Genomic DNA, 19,745 nt, shown 5'->3' on the forward strand with positions numbered 1-19,745 from the left:
TTAACGTGCAAGTAAAAGATCAACTATCATCATTACAACCATATAAACCAGGTAAATCACCAGAACAAATGAAAGAAGTGTACGGAGATCATTCGTTTGTGAAATTAGCATCGAATGAAAATCCATTCGGCTGTTCGCCACGTGTTTTAGATGAGTTGCAAAAATCGTGGTTGGAACATGCTTTATATCCTGACGGAGGTGCTACAACGCTCCGTCAAACAATCGCAGATAAGTTACATGTGAAAATGGAACAAGTACTTTGTGGTAGTGGTTTAGATGAAATCATTCAAATAATAAGCCGCGCCGTATTACGAGCGGGAGATAACATTGTAACAACAGGTGCAACATTCCCACAGTATCGTCATCATGCCATTATAGAAGGTTGCGAAGTGAAGGAAGTTGCGTTAAATAACGGTGTATACGACTTAGAAGAAATTTCTTCAGTAGTAGATAACGATACAAAAATTGTATGGATTTGTAACCCGAACAATCCAACAGGCACATATGTGAATGACCGAAAATTGACTCAATTCATTGAAGGTATTAGTGAAAATACGTTAATTGTCATTGATGAAGCGTACTATGAATACGTAACAGCAAAAGATTTCCCAGAGACATTACCGCTTTTAGAAAAACATAAAAATATTCTTGTACTTAGAACATTTTCTAAAGCGTACGGATTAGCTTCTTTCCGCGTTGGATATGCGGTTGGACAGGAAGAATTAATCGAAAAATTAAATGTCGTTCGTTTGCCATTTAACGTATCTTCATTAGCGCAAAAAGCAGCGACGATTGCTTTTGGTGATGACGAGTTTATTGAAGAAATAGTTCGTGTGAATACAGAAGGATTACAACAATACGAGAGCTTTTGTAGGGAAAATGATATTCCATTTTATCCATCGCAAACAAATTTCATCTTCTTGCCAGTTGAGAATGCTGGAGAGATTTATGAAGCTTGTGCACATGCAGGATTTATTATTCGTCCGTTCCCGAATGGTATCCGTATTACAGTCGGAACAAGGGAGCAAAATGAAGGGGTGATTTCAGTGTTACAACAACACTTTGAAAATAAAAAAAGAAAGTCTCGAGATGAGGAAAATGCGTAAAAAGGTAGTATTAATTGGAACTGGTTTAATCGGAGGCTCTCTCGCATTAGCAATTAAGAAAGAGCACAATGTAACGATAACAGGTTATGATATATTTCAAGAACAAGTAGAGCGTGCAAAAGAATTACACGTAGTAGATGAAATAGCAGTTGATTTACAGCATGCATGTGAAGAGGCACATTTAATTGTTTTTGCTTCTCCAGTTGAAGAAACAAAGAAGCTATTACACAAACTTGCGTCATTCCGTTTACGAGAAGATGTTATAGTGACTGATGTTGGTAGTACAAAAGGCACGATTATGAATGAAGCAGAAACTTTATTTTCAAAGGAAGTATCTTTCATTGGTGGACATCCAATGGCAGGTTCTCATAAAACGGGAGTTGAAAGTGCAAAAGCGCATTTATTTGAAAATGCATTTTACATTTTAACACCGATGCATCATGTGCCAAATGAACATGTGGAAGAGTTAAAAGATTGGTTAAAAGGAACGGGATCACATTTCCTTGTTTTAAATACAGAAGAACATGATTATGTAACAGGAATCGTTAGTCATTTCCCGCACCTTATCGCAGCAGGTTTAGTGAAGCAAGTAGAGAAACATGCAGGAGATAATCCGCTCATTCATCAGCTAGCTGCTGGAGGGTTTAAAGACATTACACGTATCGCATCTAGTAGTCCGAAAATGTGGAGTGATATTGTAAAGCAAAATCGTGAGCATTTAATGGTATTATTAAAAGAGTGGATCTCTGAAATGGAAGATTTATATAAAACAGTTTCTACCGGAGATGCATGCGAGATTCAAAACTATTTTGCAGATGCGAAAGAATACCGTGATTCTTTACCAGTAAGAAAGAGAGGGGCAATTCCTGCCTATCACGACTTATACGTCGATGTATTAGATAAGGTGGGGGCATTGGCTCATATTACGAGTATTTTGGCGCGCGAGGAAATTAGTATTACGAACTTGCAAATATTAGAAGCGCGTGAAGGACTGCTTGGGGTATTACGTATTAGCTTCCAAAGGGAAGAAGATCGTATGAAAGCAAAACTAGCGCTTGGAGAAGAAGAATACCAAACTTATGAAACAATTTAAATGAGAAGGTGAAAAACGTGAAAGAAAGAACAATACAACCTGTTAATAACGGATTGAATGGCAATATTACAATCCCAGGTGATAAATCCATTTCACACCGTGCTGTTATGTTCGGTTCTATTGCAGAAGGGAAAACAACAATTAAAGGTTTCTTGCCCGGTGCAGACTGTTTAAGTACGATTTCATGTTTTAAAGAAATGGGAGTAGAAATTACGCAAAACGGTGATGAGGTTACTGTAGTTGGTAAAGGATTAGAAGGTTTACAAGAACCAAAAGCTGTATTAGATGTTGGTAATTCTGGTACAACAATCCGATTAATGTCAGGTATATTAGCTAACACACCATTTTTCTCTTGCGTACAAGGTGATGAATCTATCGCAAAAAGACCGATGAAGCGTGTAACAAACCCATTAAAACAAATGGGCGCAAACATAGACGGCCGAGAAGAAGGAACATTTACACCGTTAACAATACGTGGCGGAGATTTAAAAGCAATTGAATATATTTCTCCTGTTGCAAGTGCACAAGTAAAGTCAGCTATTTTACTTGCAGGTCTTCGTGCAGAAGGTGTAACAGCTGTTACAGAACCACATATTTCACGCGACCATACGGAAAGAATGCTCGAAGCATTTGGTGTTAAAGTAACTCGCGAAGGGAAAACAGTGAAGCTGTCAGGTGGACAAAAATTAACAGCAACAGACATTCAAGTGCCCGGTGACGTATCATCAGCAGCATTTTTCTTAGTAGCAGGTGCAATCATCCCAAATAGTAAACTAGTATTACAAAATGTAGGAATGAATCCAACCCGTACAGGTATTATTGATGTTTTAGAAAAAATGGGTGCTACGTTCACTGTAGACCTAATTAACGAAGGGGCATCAGAACCAGCTGCAAATATTACAATCGAAACATCTTCATTAAAAGGAATTGAAATTGGCGGAGATATTATCCCTAGACTAATCGATGAGATTCCTGTAATCGCATTAGCGGCAACGCAAGCAGAAGGAATTACAGTAATTAAAGATGCACACGAATTAAAAGTAAAAGAAACAAACCGTATTGATACAGTAGTTGCTGAGTTAACGAAACTAGGAGCTCGAATAGAAGCAACTGATGACGGTATGATCATTTACGGAAAATCAGCTCTAAAAGGCAATACAGTAAATAGTTATGGTGATCACCGTATCGGAATGATGCTTGCAATTGCTGGCTGCCTAGCAGAAGGAAAAACAATTATTGAAGATGCAGAAGCAGTAGGTGTATCATATCCTACATTCTTTGACGAACTTCAAAAGTTAGCTAAATAAAAAGGGTGGAAAGCAGATACGTGATGTATCTGCTTTTTTGTTAAAACGTCCTTGTAATTTCACTTACCGAACTATAATAGTTAGAATTATGATACAATTCAAAAAGGGAATGGAGGAGAATTATATGAATGTCATACAATTAAAAGAAGATAAATTCAGAGAAGCATTACGTTTATCAGAATACGCTTTTCAATATAAAGTAGATGAGGAACGATTACAGCAGCAACTTACAAAAATGAAGGAAAGTCATGAAATATACGGCATTATGGAAGGGAAAGACTTAGCTGCAAAACTACACCTCATCCCGTTTCATATTTACATAGGTAAAGAAAAATTTAAAATGGGTGGCGTTGCAGGAGTAGCGACGTATCCAGAGTACAGAAGAAGTGGGTATGTAAAAGAGCTACTTCAACATTCACTTCAAAGAATGAAAAAAGATGGCTATACAGTCTCTATGTTACACCCATTTGCTGTTTCATTTTACCGTAAATACGGCTGGGAACTTTGTGCGAATCTACTCAAATGTCATATAAGTAAGAGCGATTTAGTGATGAAAAAACAAGTAAATGGTACTGTGAAACGTTTTAATAAAGAAAATCATCCAAAAGAAGTCGAGAAGCTCTATGAAGCATTTGCAGAACGTTTTTCATGTATGTTAGTTCGAGAGAAGAACTGGTGGTTACAAGCGGTTTATGATGATTTAACATTAGCGATTTACTATGATGAAAATAAAAAGGCAGCAGGTTACATGTTATACAAAATAGAAAACTATAAAATGACAGTAGAAGAATTTGTACCACTGCATAATGAAGCACGAAATGGTCTATGGAATTTTATTTGCCAGCATGATTCTATGATTAAAGAGCTTGAAATGAAAGTAAGTGAAAACGAACAGTTGTTATATACATTGCAAGAACCACGTGTGAAAACAGAAATAAAACCATATTTTATGGGAAGAATTGTAGATGTAGAGCAGTTCTTAAAACAGTATGAGTTAAACTGGAACAATGTACAACAAGAAGTCATTTTACATATTACAGATTCATTTGCACTGTGGAATAATGTATCGGTGAGACTTGCAAATTATGAAATAGCAATTATAGAAGAACCAATGGATAAAGGGATCAAGCTAGATATAAATGCACTATCTACAATACTGCTTGGATACAAACGCCCATTAGAACTAAATGAATTAGAATTAATTAGCGGAAGCGAAGAGGAAATACGGGCATTTGAGAATGTAGTACCAGTGCGCAAGCCGTTTATTTATGATTTCTTTTAATTTGCATATAAGATGGAGTTGTTTCGAACAAAATTTTGGGATAGCTCCATCTCATCGTATTAATTTTTGTCGGTAAGTTGATATATCCTGAAAATCGCTGATATAATTTTATTCACATACAAGAGAATAGAATCGCAACTATACGTTGTCACGCACTTGACTTTTATTCCCTGTAATTTATAATTAAAAACGGAATGAATTTTCATTCCTGAAAATAGAGGTGGAAAAAATGGCTAAAAACAAACAAGAGGATATTTTTGATGCTGCGATGCAACTTTTTGCAGAGCGTGGTTACGATGGTACGACAATTCCAATGATCGCTGAAAAGGCAAAAGTCGGTGCGGGTACTATTTATCGCTATTTTGAAAATAAAGAGGCACTTGTTAACTCATTATTTTCAAAAAGTATGTTAGAGCTTTCTGAAATAATAAAAACGGATTTTCCTGTTGAAGCAAATATTCGTGAACAGTTTAGTCATACGTACAACCGTTTATTTGAATTTGCGAGAAACAATGTAGATGCTTTTTTATTTACAAATTCTCACTGTGATAGTTATTTTCTTGATGAACAGAGTAAGAAAATATTTGATGATTTTATAGGCTTCTTTATGAATATTATTGAAGATGGAATCGCAAAAGGTTTTCTTCGTCCATTGCCTCCAGTTGCTTTAATTATTATTGTATATCAACCGCTAGAAAAATTAACGAAAGTAATTGCAACAGGGCAATTAGAATACTCGAAAGAGTTAGTAAAAGAATTAGAAGAAAGCTCTTGGAACGCTATTAGAATCATTTGATTCTATAGCTTTATAAGGACAGGAATGAATATTCATTCCTAAATAGATTTAAAAAAATGAGAGTAGGAAAGGATATTTGTGTAACTAAGGGAATGAACATTCATTCCGGAAAGGCTAGTTTAATAGAATTTACAAAATAACGTAATAGAATAATAGGAATGAACGTTCATTCCGTTACTAACGTGAAACTTTCAAAACGGGAGATGATTCAAATGAGCAAGTTAAAAAGTTGGAGAAGTTTATCTTTTCTATTATGGATAGTTATTACTATTACAATGGTCGTAACGATGCCTAATATGGATAAATTAGTGAAGGAAAAAGGGAAAATTACAATCCCTAATACAAAGCAAAGCAGTATTGCTGACAAGATGATGAAAGAGATGGATAAAGAAGGGGTTGAAAAGTATGAAATTATAGCCGTTTTTAATAGTGGCAATAAGGCAGCTTTAACAGATGAACAAAAGAAGGAAATAACAAAAACAATCAACGCCCTGCAAAATGAAAAAGAGCAATTAGGAATTAAGGAAGTTGTTTCACATTTAGACAATAAAGACTTGGAGAAACAATTAGTTTCTAAAGATAATACGACTATTTTAACGCAAATATCGATAGATAAAAAACACGGTGAAATATCAAAGGTTTCAAATAATCTTCATGAAAAAGTGCAAACGAAAGAGGTAAAAACGTATTTAACAGGAAGTGACTTAATAGCGGGTGATTTTCTTAAATCCTCTCAAGAGGGAGTGAAAAAGACAGAAGTTATTTCAATCATTTTCATTCTTGTAGTATTAATCCTCGTATTCCGTTCACCAGTTGTTCCAATTGTTTCTCTTCTTACAGTTGGTATATCGTATTTAGTTTCAATGGGGATTATTGCTCAGCTTGTAGATCAATTTAATTTTCCATTTTCAAACTTTACACAAGTGTTCGTAGTCGTCGTCCTGTTTGGGGTAGGAACAGATTATAATATTTTATTATATACGAGGTTTAAAGAAGAATTAAGTAAACAAGAAAATGCATTTTTAGCTACAAAAGAAACATTTAAATCAGCAGGTAAAACTGTATTATATAGCGGAATTGCGGTGCTAATTGGTTTTGCATCACTTGCGTTAGCAAGTTTTAAATTATATCAATCTACTTCAGCGGTAGCAATTGGTGTCGCAGTTTTATTACTAGTATTAACTACGTTAAATCCGTTTTTTATGGTGCTTTTAGGAAAAGGGATGTTTTATCCCGTTAAAACATTTAAAGGTCATGAAGACAGTCGTCTATGGGGATTCTTTGCGAAAAACTCAGTAGTGAGACCATTTGTAGCTTTAATTATTGTATTCGTGATATCAATTCCTTTCATATTAAAGTATTCTAATACACTTAATTACAACGATTTATTTGAAGTAGACAATAAATATGAGTCGAAAATGGGGATTAACGTAATAGAAGAACATTTTCCACCTGGTTTTTCTTCACCAAGTACGTTAGTCATTCAATCGAATAACAAGTTAGATGAGGCGAGTTCGCTTCAAACTTTAGATGAACTAACTGATAAGATTTTGAAAGTAAAAGGTGTGTCAGAAGTATATGCACCAACACGTCCAACTGGTGAGAAGATAAAAGAATTATATTTAAATAAGCAAGCGGGAGAATTGAATACAGGATTAGGAGATGCCGATGGTGGCATAAAGGAAATTAATGATGGATTAACAGATGCGAAAAATAAAATGGGAAGTAATGATTCAAATAGTCTTGCGAATGTTCAAAAATTAATTGATGGAACGAACGAGGCGAAAAACGGGGTATCAGCATTAGGAACAGCTTTACATCAATTATCAAATGGCATAAACGACGGTGCACAAGGAGCACAGCAAATTGAGAGTGGTTTAGCTTCAGTAAACGAAAATATAAATGTCCTATCTAATGCAACGTCGCAGCTGCATGCTGGTTATGCACAGTTAGAAAAAGGTTTAAACTCTTACGATCAATACTTCGGAAGTATTTCTCAAGCGATTGATGGTGCGAAAAAGGGATATGAACAAATTGAAATGTTAATGACCAATTTCGTTCAAACGAAACCAGAATTAGCGAATGATCCAAACATACAACAAACGATAGGAATTGCTAAAGAGGCTCAAAAGAAATTAAGCGTACTTTCAAATGAATTAAATCAATTAGCAACACAGCACAAAACGGCGATGAGTTCATTTAAAGAAGCGAATCAATCGTTACTGAAAGTGGATAACGGCTTAAAAGAAATGAGCAATGGAGTTAATAAGTTACAAAAGGGAGCAGCCGATCTTAAAAATGGATTAAATGAAGGTTCTTCAGGTTCAAAACAAATTGCAAATAAATCAGTTGAGTTACAATCTGGATTAACGAAAATAAACGATGGGCAAGGACAACTTTTAACGGGCCTTAAAGACCTGCAAGAAAAGATGGGGCAATTACAATCCGGTTTATCTAAAAGTACAGAAGGGCTTGGAAAAGTAAGTAATGGCCTGCATGACGCACAAAAATATTTAGGGGAGCTCAATGAATCGAAGAGCTCTGAGAAGTTTTATATTCCAAAAGAAGTGCTAGAGGGAGAGGATTTCCAAAAAGCATTGAACACGTACATGTCACAGGATAGAAAAATTGCTAAAATGACTATCATTTTAGATGTAAATCCGTATTCAAAAGAAGCGATGCCAATTATTCAAGAAATCAATAAAACAATCGATGGCACTGTAAAGGGAACGGAATTACATGATGCGAAAACAGCAATTGGCGGAACAACAGCTAGAAACGTTGATTTAAAAGAAGTAACAGGGCAAGATTTCTTACGTACAGCTACAATTATGTTAATTGGAATTGCGATTGTATTAATCGTAATTACACGCTCATTACTAAACACAATATTTATTATTGGCTCATTACTATTAGCGTACTTCGCATCACTCGGTATAAGCGAACAAATTAGTGCACATGTATTACATGTAGATTCATTAAGCTGGAATGTTCCATTCTTTAGCTTCATTATGATTGTCGCTTTAGGAGTGGATTATAGTATTTTCGTAATGATGCGCTATAACGAGATAGAAGGGGATTCGGTAACGAAAATTGTAACTGCATCTCGTCATATAGGAGGAGTTGTATTATCAGCGGCGCTAATTTTAGGCGGGACATTTGCAGCATTAATTCCATCAGGTGTATTAACACTTATACAAGTTGCATCAGTAGTTGGCGTTGCACTTCTTCTATTAGCTTTAATTGTGATGCCGATATTATTACCGGCGTTAATAGGGTTAACGAGTAAAATGAAGAGTTACAAAGAGAAAATAATAAATACGAAATAAGAAGAGACTGTAGGGAATGATTTCTCTACAGTTTTTTCGGTATATAATATTTCAGATGAAAATGAATCCGATATATTACAGAATGAGCAGTGAAAGGTTATATGAGAAAGAGGTCGATGATATACATACAATAGCTAGGGGAATGGACAAAAACTATCCGATTTCATTGTAGAAAGGTAATCAACCGTTGCTATTCATCCAGCTTCTACTATATAATAGCTATAGTCTACAATAATTGAGTCGTAATATGCGATTTTTTAAGACAATCGGTGAGAAAACGCTGAAATAAGCGGTATTAGTAGGAGGACACAAATGATTACAGTAAGTAACGTTAGTTTGCGTTTCGCGGATCGCAAATTATTTGAAGATGTTAACATAAAATTCACGCCAGGTAACTGCTACGGTTTAATCGGAGCAAACGGTGCTGGTAAATCTACATTCCTAAAGATTTTATCTGGAGAAATTGAACCATCAACAGGTGACATACATATTACGCCAGGTGAGCGTCTAGCAGTATTAAAACAGAACCACTTCGAATATGAAGAGTTCCCAGTATTAGAAACAGTAATTATGGGTCACACGCAACTTTACAAAGTAATGCAAGAGAAAAATGCTATTTACATGAAAGAAGACTTTAGTGATGAAGATGGAATGCGCGCTGCTGAACTTGAAGGTGAGTTCGCTGAGCTTAACGGTTGGGAAGCTGAGTCAGAAGCTGCAATTCTTCTTAAAGGTTTAGGTATTGGTGAAGACCTTCATGATAAGAAATTGTCAGAATTAACTGGGGCAGAGAAAGTAAAAGTATTACTTGCTCAAGCTTTATTCGGTCAACCTGACATTCTATTATTAGATGAGCCTACCAACCACTTGGACTTAAAAGCGATTCAATGGTTAGAAAACTTCTTAATGAACTTTGAAAACACAGTTATCGTAGTATCCCATGACCGTCACTTCTTAAATAAAGTATGTACGCACATGGCTGACCTTGATTTCGGTAAAATTCAACTTTATGTTGGTAACTATGACTTCTGGTATGAGTCAAGCCAATTAGCTTTAAAATTAACACAAGATGCTAATAAGAAAAAAGAAGAGAAAGTAAAAGAGTTACAAAACTTCATTGCACGCTTTAGTTCAAACGCTTCTAAAGCGAAACAAGCAACTTCTCGTAAAAAATTATTAGACAAAATTACATTAGATGATATTAGACCGTCATCACGTCGTTACCCATTCGTTGGCTTCACACCTGAGCGTGAAGTAGGAAATGACTTATTAACTGTTGAAGGTCTGTCTAAAACAATTGATGGTGAAAAAGTGTTAGATAATGTGTACTTCACTTTAAATAAAGGTGATAAAGTTGCATTTATCGGCCGTAACGATATTGCGATGACAACATTATTTAAAATTCTTATGGGTGAAATGGAGCCGGATAGCGGTTCATTCAAATGGGGTGTTACAACCTCTCAATCTTACTTCCCAAGAGATAACTCTAAGTACTTTGAGAACAGTGATTACAACTTAGTTGAATGGTTACGTCAATTCTCTCCACAAGATGAGTCTGAAAGCTTCTTACGTGGTTTCTTAGGCCGTATGTTATTCTCAGGTGAAGAAGTTAAGAAGAACGTTTCTGTATTATCTGGAGGCGAAAAAGTTCGTTGTATGTTATCTAAAATGATGTTAAGTGGTGCGAACGTAATCACACTTGACGATCCAACGAACCACTTAGACCTTGAGTCAATCACAGCATTAAACAACGGTTTAATTGCATTCAAAGGTACAATCTTATTCACATCTCATGACCATCAGTTCGTGCAAACAATTGCAAACCGCATTATCGAAGTAACACCAAACGGTGTAATCGATAAAGAGGCTACTTATGATGAGTTCTTAGAAAATGAGGAACTTCAAAAACAAGTAGATGCAATGTACAAAGGTCAATAATATATAATGAAAAAACTCGCTCTTTTTAGAGCGAGTTTTTTTGTCGAGAAAACGTAACATCGCTGGTCGGTCAAATGAATAATTATTCAAATATAATATTAATGAACAGGAGAATTTTTTCATGTATGAAGGGATGTAATGACTTTAAGATTTAAAGAGTTAGTTGAAGAAGGGAAATGTAAGTGGAGTAATATAATCAAATCGTATTATTTTGTCATGTGAAATATGTACCAAATTTGGAGATAGAATAGTTTGCGAATGAGTTTATAAAGGTATATAGTATGGGGTGTCATAATTAGTGGATGAATCTTGGGAGAAAACAGGAAATGTTACAAATTTATTTTGTTAAATAGAAACCAAGGTCAAAATGTCTAGAAAGAAATAGTTGAATAAATACTAGCTTCAAATTATAATTACTAATATTCTTCATATAGTTAAATAAAGATAATCTATTTGAAGAAGAAAATTTGAATAGAGAGACAGACTTATAAAAAAATAAGCCTTGGATGATCAAAAGAGGTGGAGAAATGAAACAGTTCTTATTAAAGAGCAAAAGTGTGTTAAGCAATCATTTTGGATTCTTTCTGTTTGCCGTTATTTTATTGTGGCTCAAAACATATGCAGCTTATGTAACGGAATTCAATTTAGGAATTTCAAACACAATTCAAAAATTCTTGCTGTTTTTTAACCCGCTTAGTTCAGCAGTTCTATTTTTAGGACTTGCATTATTTGCAAAAGGGAAACGATCTTATATTTGGTTAATTATCATTAATTTGTTATTGTCGATTCTTTTATACGCAAACGTAGTATACTATCGCTTTTTCAGTGACTTTATTACGTTCCCGACATTAACACAAACGAATAACTTTGGAGATTTAGGTGGTAGTATTCTTGCGTTGCTACATCTTTATGATCCATTATACTTCTTAGACACGATTATATTAATTGTGTTAGTCGCAACAAAATTTGCAAATCCAAAACCAATTCGTGTTGCGAAGCATAAATTATCTCTAGTATTTGTAGCAGGTATTTTATTATTCAGTGTTAACTTAGGTCTTGCAGAGTCTGACCGTCCTGAATTATTAACAAGAACGTTTGACCGTAATTATATTGTGAAATATTTAGGTGCATACAACTACACAATTTATGATGGAATTCAAAGTGCGAAAGCATCGACAGAACGAGCATTAGCTGATGGCGATAATATGACAGAAGTACGAAATTATTTAACATCAACTTATGCAAGTCCAAACCCTGAGTATTTCGGTAAAGGAAAGGGAATGAACGTAATTTACATTCATTTAGAGTCATTCCAAAACTTCTTAATTGATTACAAATTAAATGGTCAAGAAGTTACACCGTTCTTAAACTCATTTACAAAAGATGCGAATACACTTTATTTTGATAACTTCTTCCATCAAACAGGACAAGGGAAAACATCTGATGCGGAGTTTATGTTAGAGAATTCAATGTTTGGTTTACCGCAAGGTTCTGTCTTTACAACGAAATCTCATAATACGTATCAATCAGCACCAGCTATTTTAGGACAACAAGGATACACATCAGCAGTATTCCACGGTAACTACAAAACATTCTGGAACCGTGACGATATTTATAAATCATTTGGTTTTAATAAATTCTTTGATGCGTCATACTACGATATGAATGAAAAAGATGTAGTAAACTACGGATTAAAAGATAAACCGTTCTTTAATGAATCTATTCCGTTATTACAAACGTTGAAACAACCGTTCTATACGAAGTTTATTACGTTATCGAACCATTTCCCTTATCCAATCGATAAGGCAGAAGCAACGATTGAACCAGCAACAACAGGTGATTCATCAGTAGATACGTACTTCCAAACAGCACGCTATTTAGATGAATCTGTAAAAGGCTTCATCGATTACTTGAAACAATCTGGTTTATATGATAACTCAATTATTGTTATGTACGGAGACCATTACGGTATTTCAGATAATCATAACGCAGCAATGTCAAAAGTAATGGGTAAAGAAATGAACTCATTTGAAAATGCACAGTTACAACGTGTACCATTAATCGTTCGTGTACCAGGAGTGAAAGGTGGCGTACAACATCAATACGGTGGTGAAATTGACGTTCTCCCAACGCTATTACACTTACTAGGTACAGATACAAAAAACTATGTTCAATTCGGTTCTGATTTATTATCACCAGATCATAAACAAGTCGTTGCGTTCCGTAACGGTAACTACGTAAGCCCAACAGTTACTGCACTAAACGGCAAATACTATGATACAACTACTGGAAAACCTGTAGAATTTACAGATGAAATAAAGAAAAATGAACAAATGGTTCAAAACTCACTAAAATACTCTGACCAAGTCGTAAATGGTGACTTATTACGATTCTACACACCGGAAGGATTCACTCCAGTAGATCGTTCGAAGTATAACTATAACAACCGCGATAAAAACAAAACGAAGGTAAAAACGACTCCGGAAGGGGAAGCTAAATAAATAATAAAAGGCGCTATTCATATGAATAGCGCCTTTTATTTGTAAATATACCATCATTATGAGACAGAACCAGCTGTTGCTTTTTGTTTTGCCTTTCCGAAGAAAACTACACCGACGATGATAATAATGATAAATGCCCATTTAACGAAAGGGTTACTTTCGAAAAATCCAGCGAACCATTTCTCATCTACAATCATTTTCGCGGCAGTATAAGCTAAAACGGCTGCTCCGATCGTAATAATGACAGGAAAACGATCCACCCATTTTAAAATCAATGTACTGCCCCATACGACTACTGGAATAGACACTAATAATCCGATGATTACTAAAGAAAAGTTACCATGGGCAGCTCCTGCAACAGCTAGTACATTATCAATGCCCATTAACGCATCAGCAATAATAATGGTTTTAATAGCAGACCAAAATCCTTCTTCGGCTTTAATATCATGATTTTTGCCCTCAGCGATCAGCTTGTAAGCGATCCAAATAAGAAGTACACCACCAATTAGGAGTAATCCAGGTATTTTTAATAACCAAACGACAACTAAGGTAGCGAGAGCTCTAATAGCGATTGCTCCAATGGTTCCCCAAATGATAACTTTCTTTTGTTGGTCTTTCGGTAATCTTCTTGCTGCTAATCCAATTACAATGGCGTTATCTCCGGCTAACACTAAATCGATTACAATAATGGCAAGCAAGGCAGACAAATATTCAGATGAAAGAAAATCCATATACATATCACTCCTTAAGAGTAATATGTGCTAAAGTGTTGATAATATAAAAAATAGGATTGAATTTGTATATTCAATCCATAATTTCTTACTGTATTTTGATATATGTTTTAATTTCGTATAAGTCGCTTTTGTATTCTTTTTTGTTTATCGTTTCGCTTTCTTAATTTTCGATTCATCTTTTTAATGCGGTTTTCTTTTCTATTATCCCAGTTATCACTTCGGATTTTACTAATAGACTTATCTGTCTTAGCACGAAAACGTCTTACTTTTTTCACGAAGGAAAGGGGTATTTTGCCGATAACACCTTGTTTTTCTAACGAATCCTCTTTACCTAGACACCAATCAGGATGAGATAATAAATAGTCGAAATCAAATATTATCCCGTATTCCTTATCCATATATGTATACCATTCATCTAAAGTACACTTATTTTTTGTATGTAAATATGTTGATCCATCAGTCATAGCACAGCACCAATAGTCAAAATAGCTCCATAGTACCCATTCTTTCGGTACATCTAGTGTTAAAATTACCATTTTTGAATTTGTTCTACCCCAAGCCTTATGATTTCGATTTGGGTAATTATTTGCTTCCCAGACCCAAATAGGGTAGTTACCTTCGTAATGAGGCAATCTTGTTTTAGCGACGCGCACCATCCAGTCATATGAATATACATCGTCCGGATCGATGAATTCTTTATTACCTTCTAAATAACCAAGTTTCTTAAATTGTTTCCATGCTTCTTCAGTTTGTACTGTATATACGATCATATGGCACCTACTTATTTAAACTAAATTATAGTATAACATGTGATTTTGAATTTTTATTGATATTAGAGAAGGGGGAGTTTGAGTCGAATATACGAGGAGTAATTCCCAAAATGATAAAAAGACTTGATTCCCAGCTAAAGGAAATCAAGTCTTTTCATTACATACGATTATCATGCCAGAAGTTTAATGGGAAGTGTTCGTTCTCATTATATGCTTCTAATTCATATCCTTTTTCTTTCAGTCCTTTAATAATTCCAGGTACTGCTTTTACTGATTGTGGATGAATATCATGCATAAGGATAACTTCTGTTGGATTTGTAGAATGAGCTAGAACGTTTTCTACAATTTTAGCAGATGCAGCATCAACTTGCATTTTGTTATATTTCCAGTCTAAAGAATCAATTGTCCAATCCCAAACTTTTAAGCCATTTTCTACAACTTTGTTGCGAAGAGCTTCGTTTAATCCTGGCATAGAGCCGTAAGATGGACGAGTTAATACTGGTGATTTACCTAAAACACCAGCGATTAAGCCTTGGTCTTCCTTCATTTCATCTACGTAATGACCTTCAGTGTAAAGTTTCTTGTAGTTATGAGTCATACTGTGCATCCCAACGTAGTGGCCCTCAGCATCTTCGCGTTTTACAAGATCAGGGAAAGCTTTTACGTTTGAACCAATTAGGAAGAATGTTGCTTTTGCATTTTCTTTCTTTAACATATCTAAAAGCTCAGCTGTGTATTTTCCAGGACCGTCATCAAATGTTAAATAAGCGACTTTTCTAACTTGCCCGTTATAATGTTTTGGAGCTTCTTTCGGAGCAAGAGATGTTTGAATCTCACTTACAAGTTGAACAGATTTTGCTTCATCCTCTGTACTAGCTAGAGCAGTATGTACTGATCCAAAAGCTACTTCGTATGTGAATAATACCCCCGCACAAACTAACATAGCCCTTTTTACTAAAGTTGTCATTCGAATTCCATTGTGCATAATTTTCCTTCTCTCTATAAAAGTTCTACTCTACTATATTAGCAATTATAGGTAGGGAAATGCAAAAAAACTTTTTTACAAGTGTAAAAAAGTTTACTCAAAAGTATGCAAGATTTTATATCAATTGCAGTTTTGAAAAATAGGATGAATTTAAACTTTATTATTTAAACTTTCAATCACCAAATCATACTTTCGTATCACTTCGTTTTCGTTCCAATTATTGATTCGAATATTTTTGATTTTTATTAAAATATTGGTAAAGAAACAATTACATGAAAAAAGGAGTGGGAATATGAATAATTATATTTGCACTACATGTGGAGTATAGTATCCCGAAAATGAAGAAGCACCTTCTCGCTGTAAAATTTGTAATGAGGAAAGACAGTATGTTAATCCAATTGGGCAGTCATGGATAACATTAGAAACAATGCAAAATAGCAATTTATACTAAAGTCCTATTGTTTATTAACTAATAGTTCTTTCAACTTAGGAAGCTTACCCTAATGAGGGATGTTAAAGGGAATATAGTAATAAAGCTTTGGAAAATAAAAAGGAGGAGATTTGCATGAAGAATTGGGTTCAATTTAGAATTGCAAGACCAACAGATAGATTTGAAAAAGTGATAAGTTTTTATGAAACAGGATTAGGATTAAAACGTATAGGGGAATTTCACAATCATGAAGGATATGACGGGGTTATGTTTGGGTTACCAGATGAAGAGTATCATTTGGAGTTTACTACACATGTTAATGGAAGTCCATGTCCGGCACCGACAAAAGATAATTTACTAGTTTTTTATATGCCTAATAAAGATGAAATTGAAAAGATAGTAAATCGATTACGTAATATGGGTTATCATGAGGTGGAACCAGAAAACCCATATTGGATAGAGAAAGGAACCACAATAGAGGATCCAGATGGTTGGAGAATTGTGCTTATGAATGCATCTGAATGAAACTATTTTCATATGAAATAGAGTGTAACAAAATGATTTACACATAAATCCCTACAGTGTTTGTAGGGATTTTTATATAAGAAAATCTTATTGAGAGAGTTATTAAAATGTAGAAAGATTTTGGCTAAGAATAAATGTAATAAACATAATTTATGAAGGAGGTATAAAAGTATGATAGTAAACCATTTTAAAGAGTTTTCTAAACATGTTGGAAATACACATCTCATTAAAAGTTCTTTCGTAGTTTATATCTTATTCTACGGAAAATTGATACCATCAAAAAACTGTATGTTTAACATGTATAGTTTTTTGATGGTATAGCTGTGCATTGTTTAAAAATTTCACATACCGTATTTTAAAAATAAATATAGGAAAACCAAAAAGTAATGTAGAATATATCGTACATACATATATACAGTCAACATAAAAGATAAAGAGGTGGGTATATGTTACTTGAGGAAGTAATGCGGCAACTAGAGGAATATGGAACAGAACAAAATCGAAAAACGTATAAAAACCACGGAGCGAAAGAGCCGTTATTTGGAGTTAGTTTTGCGAATTTAAAATTGTTAAAAAAGAAGATAAAAAAAGATCACGATTTAGCAGTTGAATTGTGGGAAACGAAAAATATGGACGCAATGACATTAGCAACTTATATTTTAGACCCGAAAAAAATAACGACAGAACAGCTTAATAGTTGGATTCAGGATGTTGATTATTACTGTTTAATGGATGTTCTTATGACATCTATATGTACTTCGCCAATTGCAATAGAAAGAATGGAAGAGTGGACAAAGTCTAATGATGAATGGATTGGAAGAGCTGGCTGGTCTTTATTAGCAAATATAGCGATTAAAAATAAAACGTTACATGATGATTTCTTCTCTCCGTACTTAGAAGAGATTAAAGAAAATATACATAATGAAAAAAATAGAAAAAAAGAAGCGATGAATAGTGCTTTAATCGCAATAGGAATTCGTAATGAAGACTTAGAGCGACAAGCGATTGAAATTGCAAGTGAAATTGGAAAAATAGAGGTTGATCATGGTGCAACATCATGTAAAACACCAGATGCAGAAAGCTATATAAAAAAAGCGAGAGAAAGAGCTGAAAAAAAGAAAGTGAAATAAGAAAAGAGGATCGGTTATGAAACCAATTGAAGCAGCACAAAACATAATTACATTACAATTTCCGAATTGTGATGTAGCTTTACTCGGCGGAAGCGTTGCACGAGGAGAAGCGACGAAAACATCTGACCTTGACATTGTAATAGTCGATCAAAGTTTAACTTCTTGCTATAGAGAATCTTTCTATAGTAATGGATGGCCTGTTGAGGTGTTTGTTCATAATTTCGAAACATATAAAACCTTTTTCAAAATGGATTGTGATCGAGGGAGACCGTCGTTACCACAATTAGTTTCAGAAGGGATTGCCTTAAAAGGGGAACAGGAAATTGTTGAGAAATTAAAAAAAGAAGCGAATGATTTACTACATAAAGGACCGGCTAAATGGACCGAAGAAACGATTGAGCAGAAGCGATATTTTATTACGGATACTTTAGATGACTTTATTGGTGCAACAAAAAGAGAAGAAGAATTGTTTATCGCTAATTTATTAGCCGATTTAGTACATGAATATGTATTAAGAGTAAATGGTAAGTGGCTTGGGAGTTCAAAATGGTTTATTAGAGTGTTAAAAAGATATGATGAGCAATATGCAAACAAATTTGTAGCCGCTTTTGATCATTTTTATAAAACGGGAGGGAAAAATGAATTAATTCATTTTATAGAAAAGATGTTAGAACAGTATGGTGGAAGAGTGTTCGAAGGATTTTCTATTGGTAAATAAAGAGAGGAGAAAAAAATGAATGTACCATATGTTCAATTAAGAGAATTGACACTAGATGATGTAGAAGATCGCTATCAATGGTCATTAGATAGAGATGTAACAAAGCATTTAGTTGTACCAGATCAATATCCTCCGTTCACTCGTGGAGATACGAGAAACTGGATTGAAGCTTGTATAAGCCGAAAAAATGGTTATGAACAAAGGGCAATCGTTACTGAGACAGGTATACATATTGGATGGGTAGACCTTAAAAATTTTGATAAAACAAATAAAAATGCTGAACTAGGAATTGCGATTGGAAATAAAGACTATTGGGGTAAAGGATTTGGAATGGCAGCTCTAAACAGCATGTTACAAATAGGTTTTTCTCAGTTTGAATTGGAGAAAATTTGGTTACGTGTAGATGAAGATAATACAAAAGCTAAAAAGAGTTATGAAAGTGCCGGATTTGTATGCGAAGGGTTAATGAGAAATGATCGATTGAGACAGGGAAAGTTCATTCATCGCTATCGTTACAGTATATTAAAAGAAGAGTATGAATCAAAAAATAATAACCTATAAAAATATTATGTAAATTAAAAAGGGGAAAATAAAATGATTCGATTACTTACAAAAGCGGATGCAAAAAAATATTGGGAGTTGCGTTTACAAGCACTACAAGTAAATCCAGAAGCATTTATAACGACTTATGAAGAAGCAGTACGTCAAGAAAACCCTCTTGAACGAGTTGCTAGTAATCTTTCATCCAACAGTAGTTTTACATTTGGTGCTTTTAATAATGAAAATCGTTTAGTTGGGGTTGTTACTTTATTAACAGAAGAAAAAGACGCATATAAGCATAAAGGACATATCGTTGCAATGTATGTAGATACTGAAAATCGAAGAAGTGGTCTTGCACGTGATTTAATACGTAAAGTAATTGAAAGGGCAAAAGAGATGAAGCTAGAGCAATTGAATTTAGGGGTTGTGTCAACGAACGAACCAGCCAAACGATTATATGAATCAATGGGATTTAAAACATACGGAATTGAAAAAAGGGCTATAAAAATGAATGGTGTGTATAGTGATAATGAGCATATGGTGTTGTTCTTTTAAGAGAGG

At 34.5% G+C, this 19,745-nt stretch carries 15 protein-coding genes and 1 pseudogene; 13 read left to right on the plus strand and 3 right to left on the minus strand.

What is annotated here, in order from left to right:
- The first annotated feature begins 5 nt into the window (after positions 1 to 5).
- The 8 genes from hisC (at position 6) to ltaS (ending at position 13,352) form a co-directional block, all read left to right on the plus strand.
- Positions 6 to 1,106 (plus strand): histidinol-phosphate transaminase, encoded by a 1,101-nt coding sequence (gene hisC / locus GBN91_RS17180; RefSeq protein WP_006928562.1) that lies wholly within the window; start codon positions 6 to 8, stop codon positions 1,104 to 1,106.
- Entirely contained in the window at positions 1,099 to 2,199 is a 1,101-nt protein-coding gene (tyrA, locus tag GBN91_RS17185) for a prephenate dehydrogenase (RefSeq protein WP_152121850.1), read from the plus strand. Before hisC ends, tyrA begins: the two co-directional genes overlap by 8 nt.
- A 17-nt stretch (positions 2,200 to 2,216) precedes the next feature.
- Positions 2,217 to 3,506 carry a 3-phosphoshikimate 1-carboxyvinyltransferase gene (gene aroA, locus GBN91_RS17190; RefSeq protein WP_000664630.1) on the plus strand — a complete coding sequence of 430 codons (1,290 nt, stop codon included), beginning with the start codon at positions 2,217 to 2,219 and terminating at the stop codon, positions 3,504 to 3,506.
- 124 nt (positions 3,507 to 3,630) lie between these two features.
- On the plus strand, positions 3,631 to 4,788 hold the full coding sequence (locus GBN91_RS17195) for a GNAT family N-acetyltransferase (RefSeq protein ID WP_140159155.1): 1,158 nt from the start codon (positions 3,631 to 3,633) through the stop codon (positions 4,786 to 4,788).
- Positions 4,789 to 5,017: 229 nt separating this feature from the next.
- Positions 5,018 to 5,584: a TetR/AcrR family transcriptional regulator gene (locus GBN91_RS17200; RefSeq protein WP_001107299.1), complete on the plus strand. Its 567-nt coding sequence runs from the start codon at positions 5,018 to 5,020 to the stop codon at positions 5,582 to 5,584.
- A gap of 212 nt (positions 5,585 to 5,796) precedes the next feature.
- On the plus strand, positions 5,797 to 8,913 hold the full coding sequence (locus tag GBN91_RS17205; protein WP_144596324.1) for an MMPL family transporter: 3,117 nt from the start codon (positions 5,797 to 5,799) through the stop codon (positions 8,911 to 8,913).
- Between the two features lie 312 nt (positions 8,914 to 9,225).
- A complete protein-coding gene (locus GBN91_RS17210; protein WP_000633864.1) occupies positions 9,226 to 10,851 on the plus strand; it encodes an ABC-F family ATP-binding cassette domain-containing protein in 1,626 nt (541 codons plus the stop codon).
- Between the two features lie 527 nt (positions 10,852 to 11,378).
- Positions 11,379 to 13,352, plus strand: coding sequence for a lipoteichoic acid synthase (gene ltaS, locus GBN91_RS17215; protein WP_000808770.1), 1,974 nt, complete (start codon positions 11,379 to 11,381; stop codon positions 13,350 to 13,352).
- A gap of 56 nt (positions 13,353 to 13,408) precedes the next feature.
- Here ltaS and GBN91_RS17220 read toward each other — a convergent pair whose 3' ends face one another.
- From GBN91_RS17220 to GBN91_RS17230, 3 genes are all read right to left on the minus strand, one after another.
- Positions 13,409 to 14,083: a TerC family protein gene (locus GBN91_RS17220; RefSeq protein WP_000346955.1), complete on the minus strand. Its 675-nt coding sequence runs from the start codon at positions 14,081 to 14,083 to the stop codon at positions 13,409 to 13,411.
- Between the two features lie 110 nt (positions 14,084 to 14,193).
- Positions 14,194 to 14,856, minus strand: coding sequence for a DUF3841 domain-containing protein (locus GBN91_RS17225; RefSeq protein WP_000637704.1), 663 nt, complete (start codon positions 14,854 to 14,856; stop codon positions 14,194 to 14,196).
- Positions 14,857 to 15,013: 157 nt separating this feature from the next.
- On the minus strand, positions 15,014 to 15,841 hold the full coding sequence (locus GBN91_RS17230; RefSeq protein WP_000551451.1) for a peptidoglycan-N-acetylglucosamine deacetylase: 828 nt from the start codon (positions 15,839 to 15,841) through the stop codon (positions 15,014 to 15,016).
- A 565-nt stretch (positions 15,842 to 16,406) separates the two neighbouring features.
- Here GBN91_RS17230 and GBN91_RS17240 point away from each other — a divergent pair.
- The 5 genes and pseudogenes from GBN91_RS17240 to GBN91_RS17260 all read left to right on the plus strand — a co-directional run bounded on the left by GBN91_RS17240 (position 16,407) and on the right by GBN91_RS17260 (position 19,739).
- Positions 16,407 to 16,796, plus strand: coding sequence for a VOC family protein (locus tag GBN91_RS17240; RefSeq protein WP_000800679.1), 390 nt, complete (start codon positions 16,407 to 16,409; stop codon positions 16,794 to 16,796).
- Positions 16,797 to 17,242: 446 nt separating this feature from the next.
- Complete coding sequence (locus GBN91_RS17245) at positions 17,243 to 17,926, plus strand: DNA alkylation repair protein (protein ID WP_000923471.1); 684 nt, start codon at positions 17,243 to 17,245, stop codon at positions 17,924 to 17,926.
- 16 nt (positions 17,927 to 17,942) lie between these two features.
- A pseudogene (locus GBN91_RS17250) lies at positions 17,943 to 18,703 on the plus strand (nucleotidyltransferase domain-containing protein).
- Positions 18,660 to 19,205, plus strand: a complete 546-nt coding sequence (locus GBN91_RS17255) for a GNAT family N-acetyltransferase (RefSeq protein ID WP_001102498.1) — start codon at positions 18,660 to 18,662, stop codon at positions 19,203 to 19,205. The pseudogene GBN91_RS17250 and the gene GBN91_RS17255 overlap by 44 nt, the downstream one beginning before the upstream one ends.
- Positions 19,206 to 19,238: 33 nt before the next feature.
- Entirely contained in the window at positions 19,239 to 19,739 is a 501-nt protein-coding gene (locus tag GBN91_RS17260) for a GNAT family N-acetyltransferase (protein ID WP_152121854.1), read from the plus strand.
- Positions 19,740 to 19,745: the final 6 nt, after the last annotated feature.

Origin of the sequence: Bacillus sp. B1-WWTP-T-0.5-Post-4 (assembly GCF_009183795.1) — a bacterium.
In the GTDB taxonomy this organism is placed as follows: Bacteria; Bacillota; Bacilli; order Bacillales; family Bacillaceae_G; genus Bacillus_A; species Bacillus_A cereus.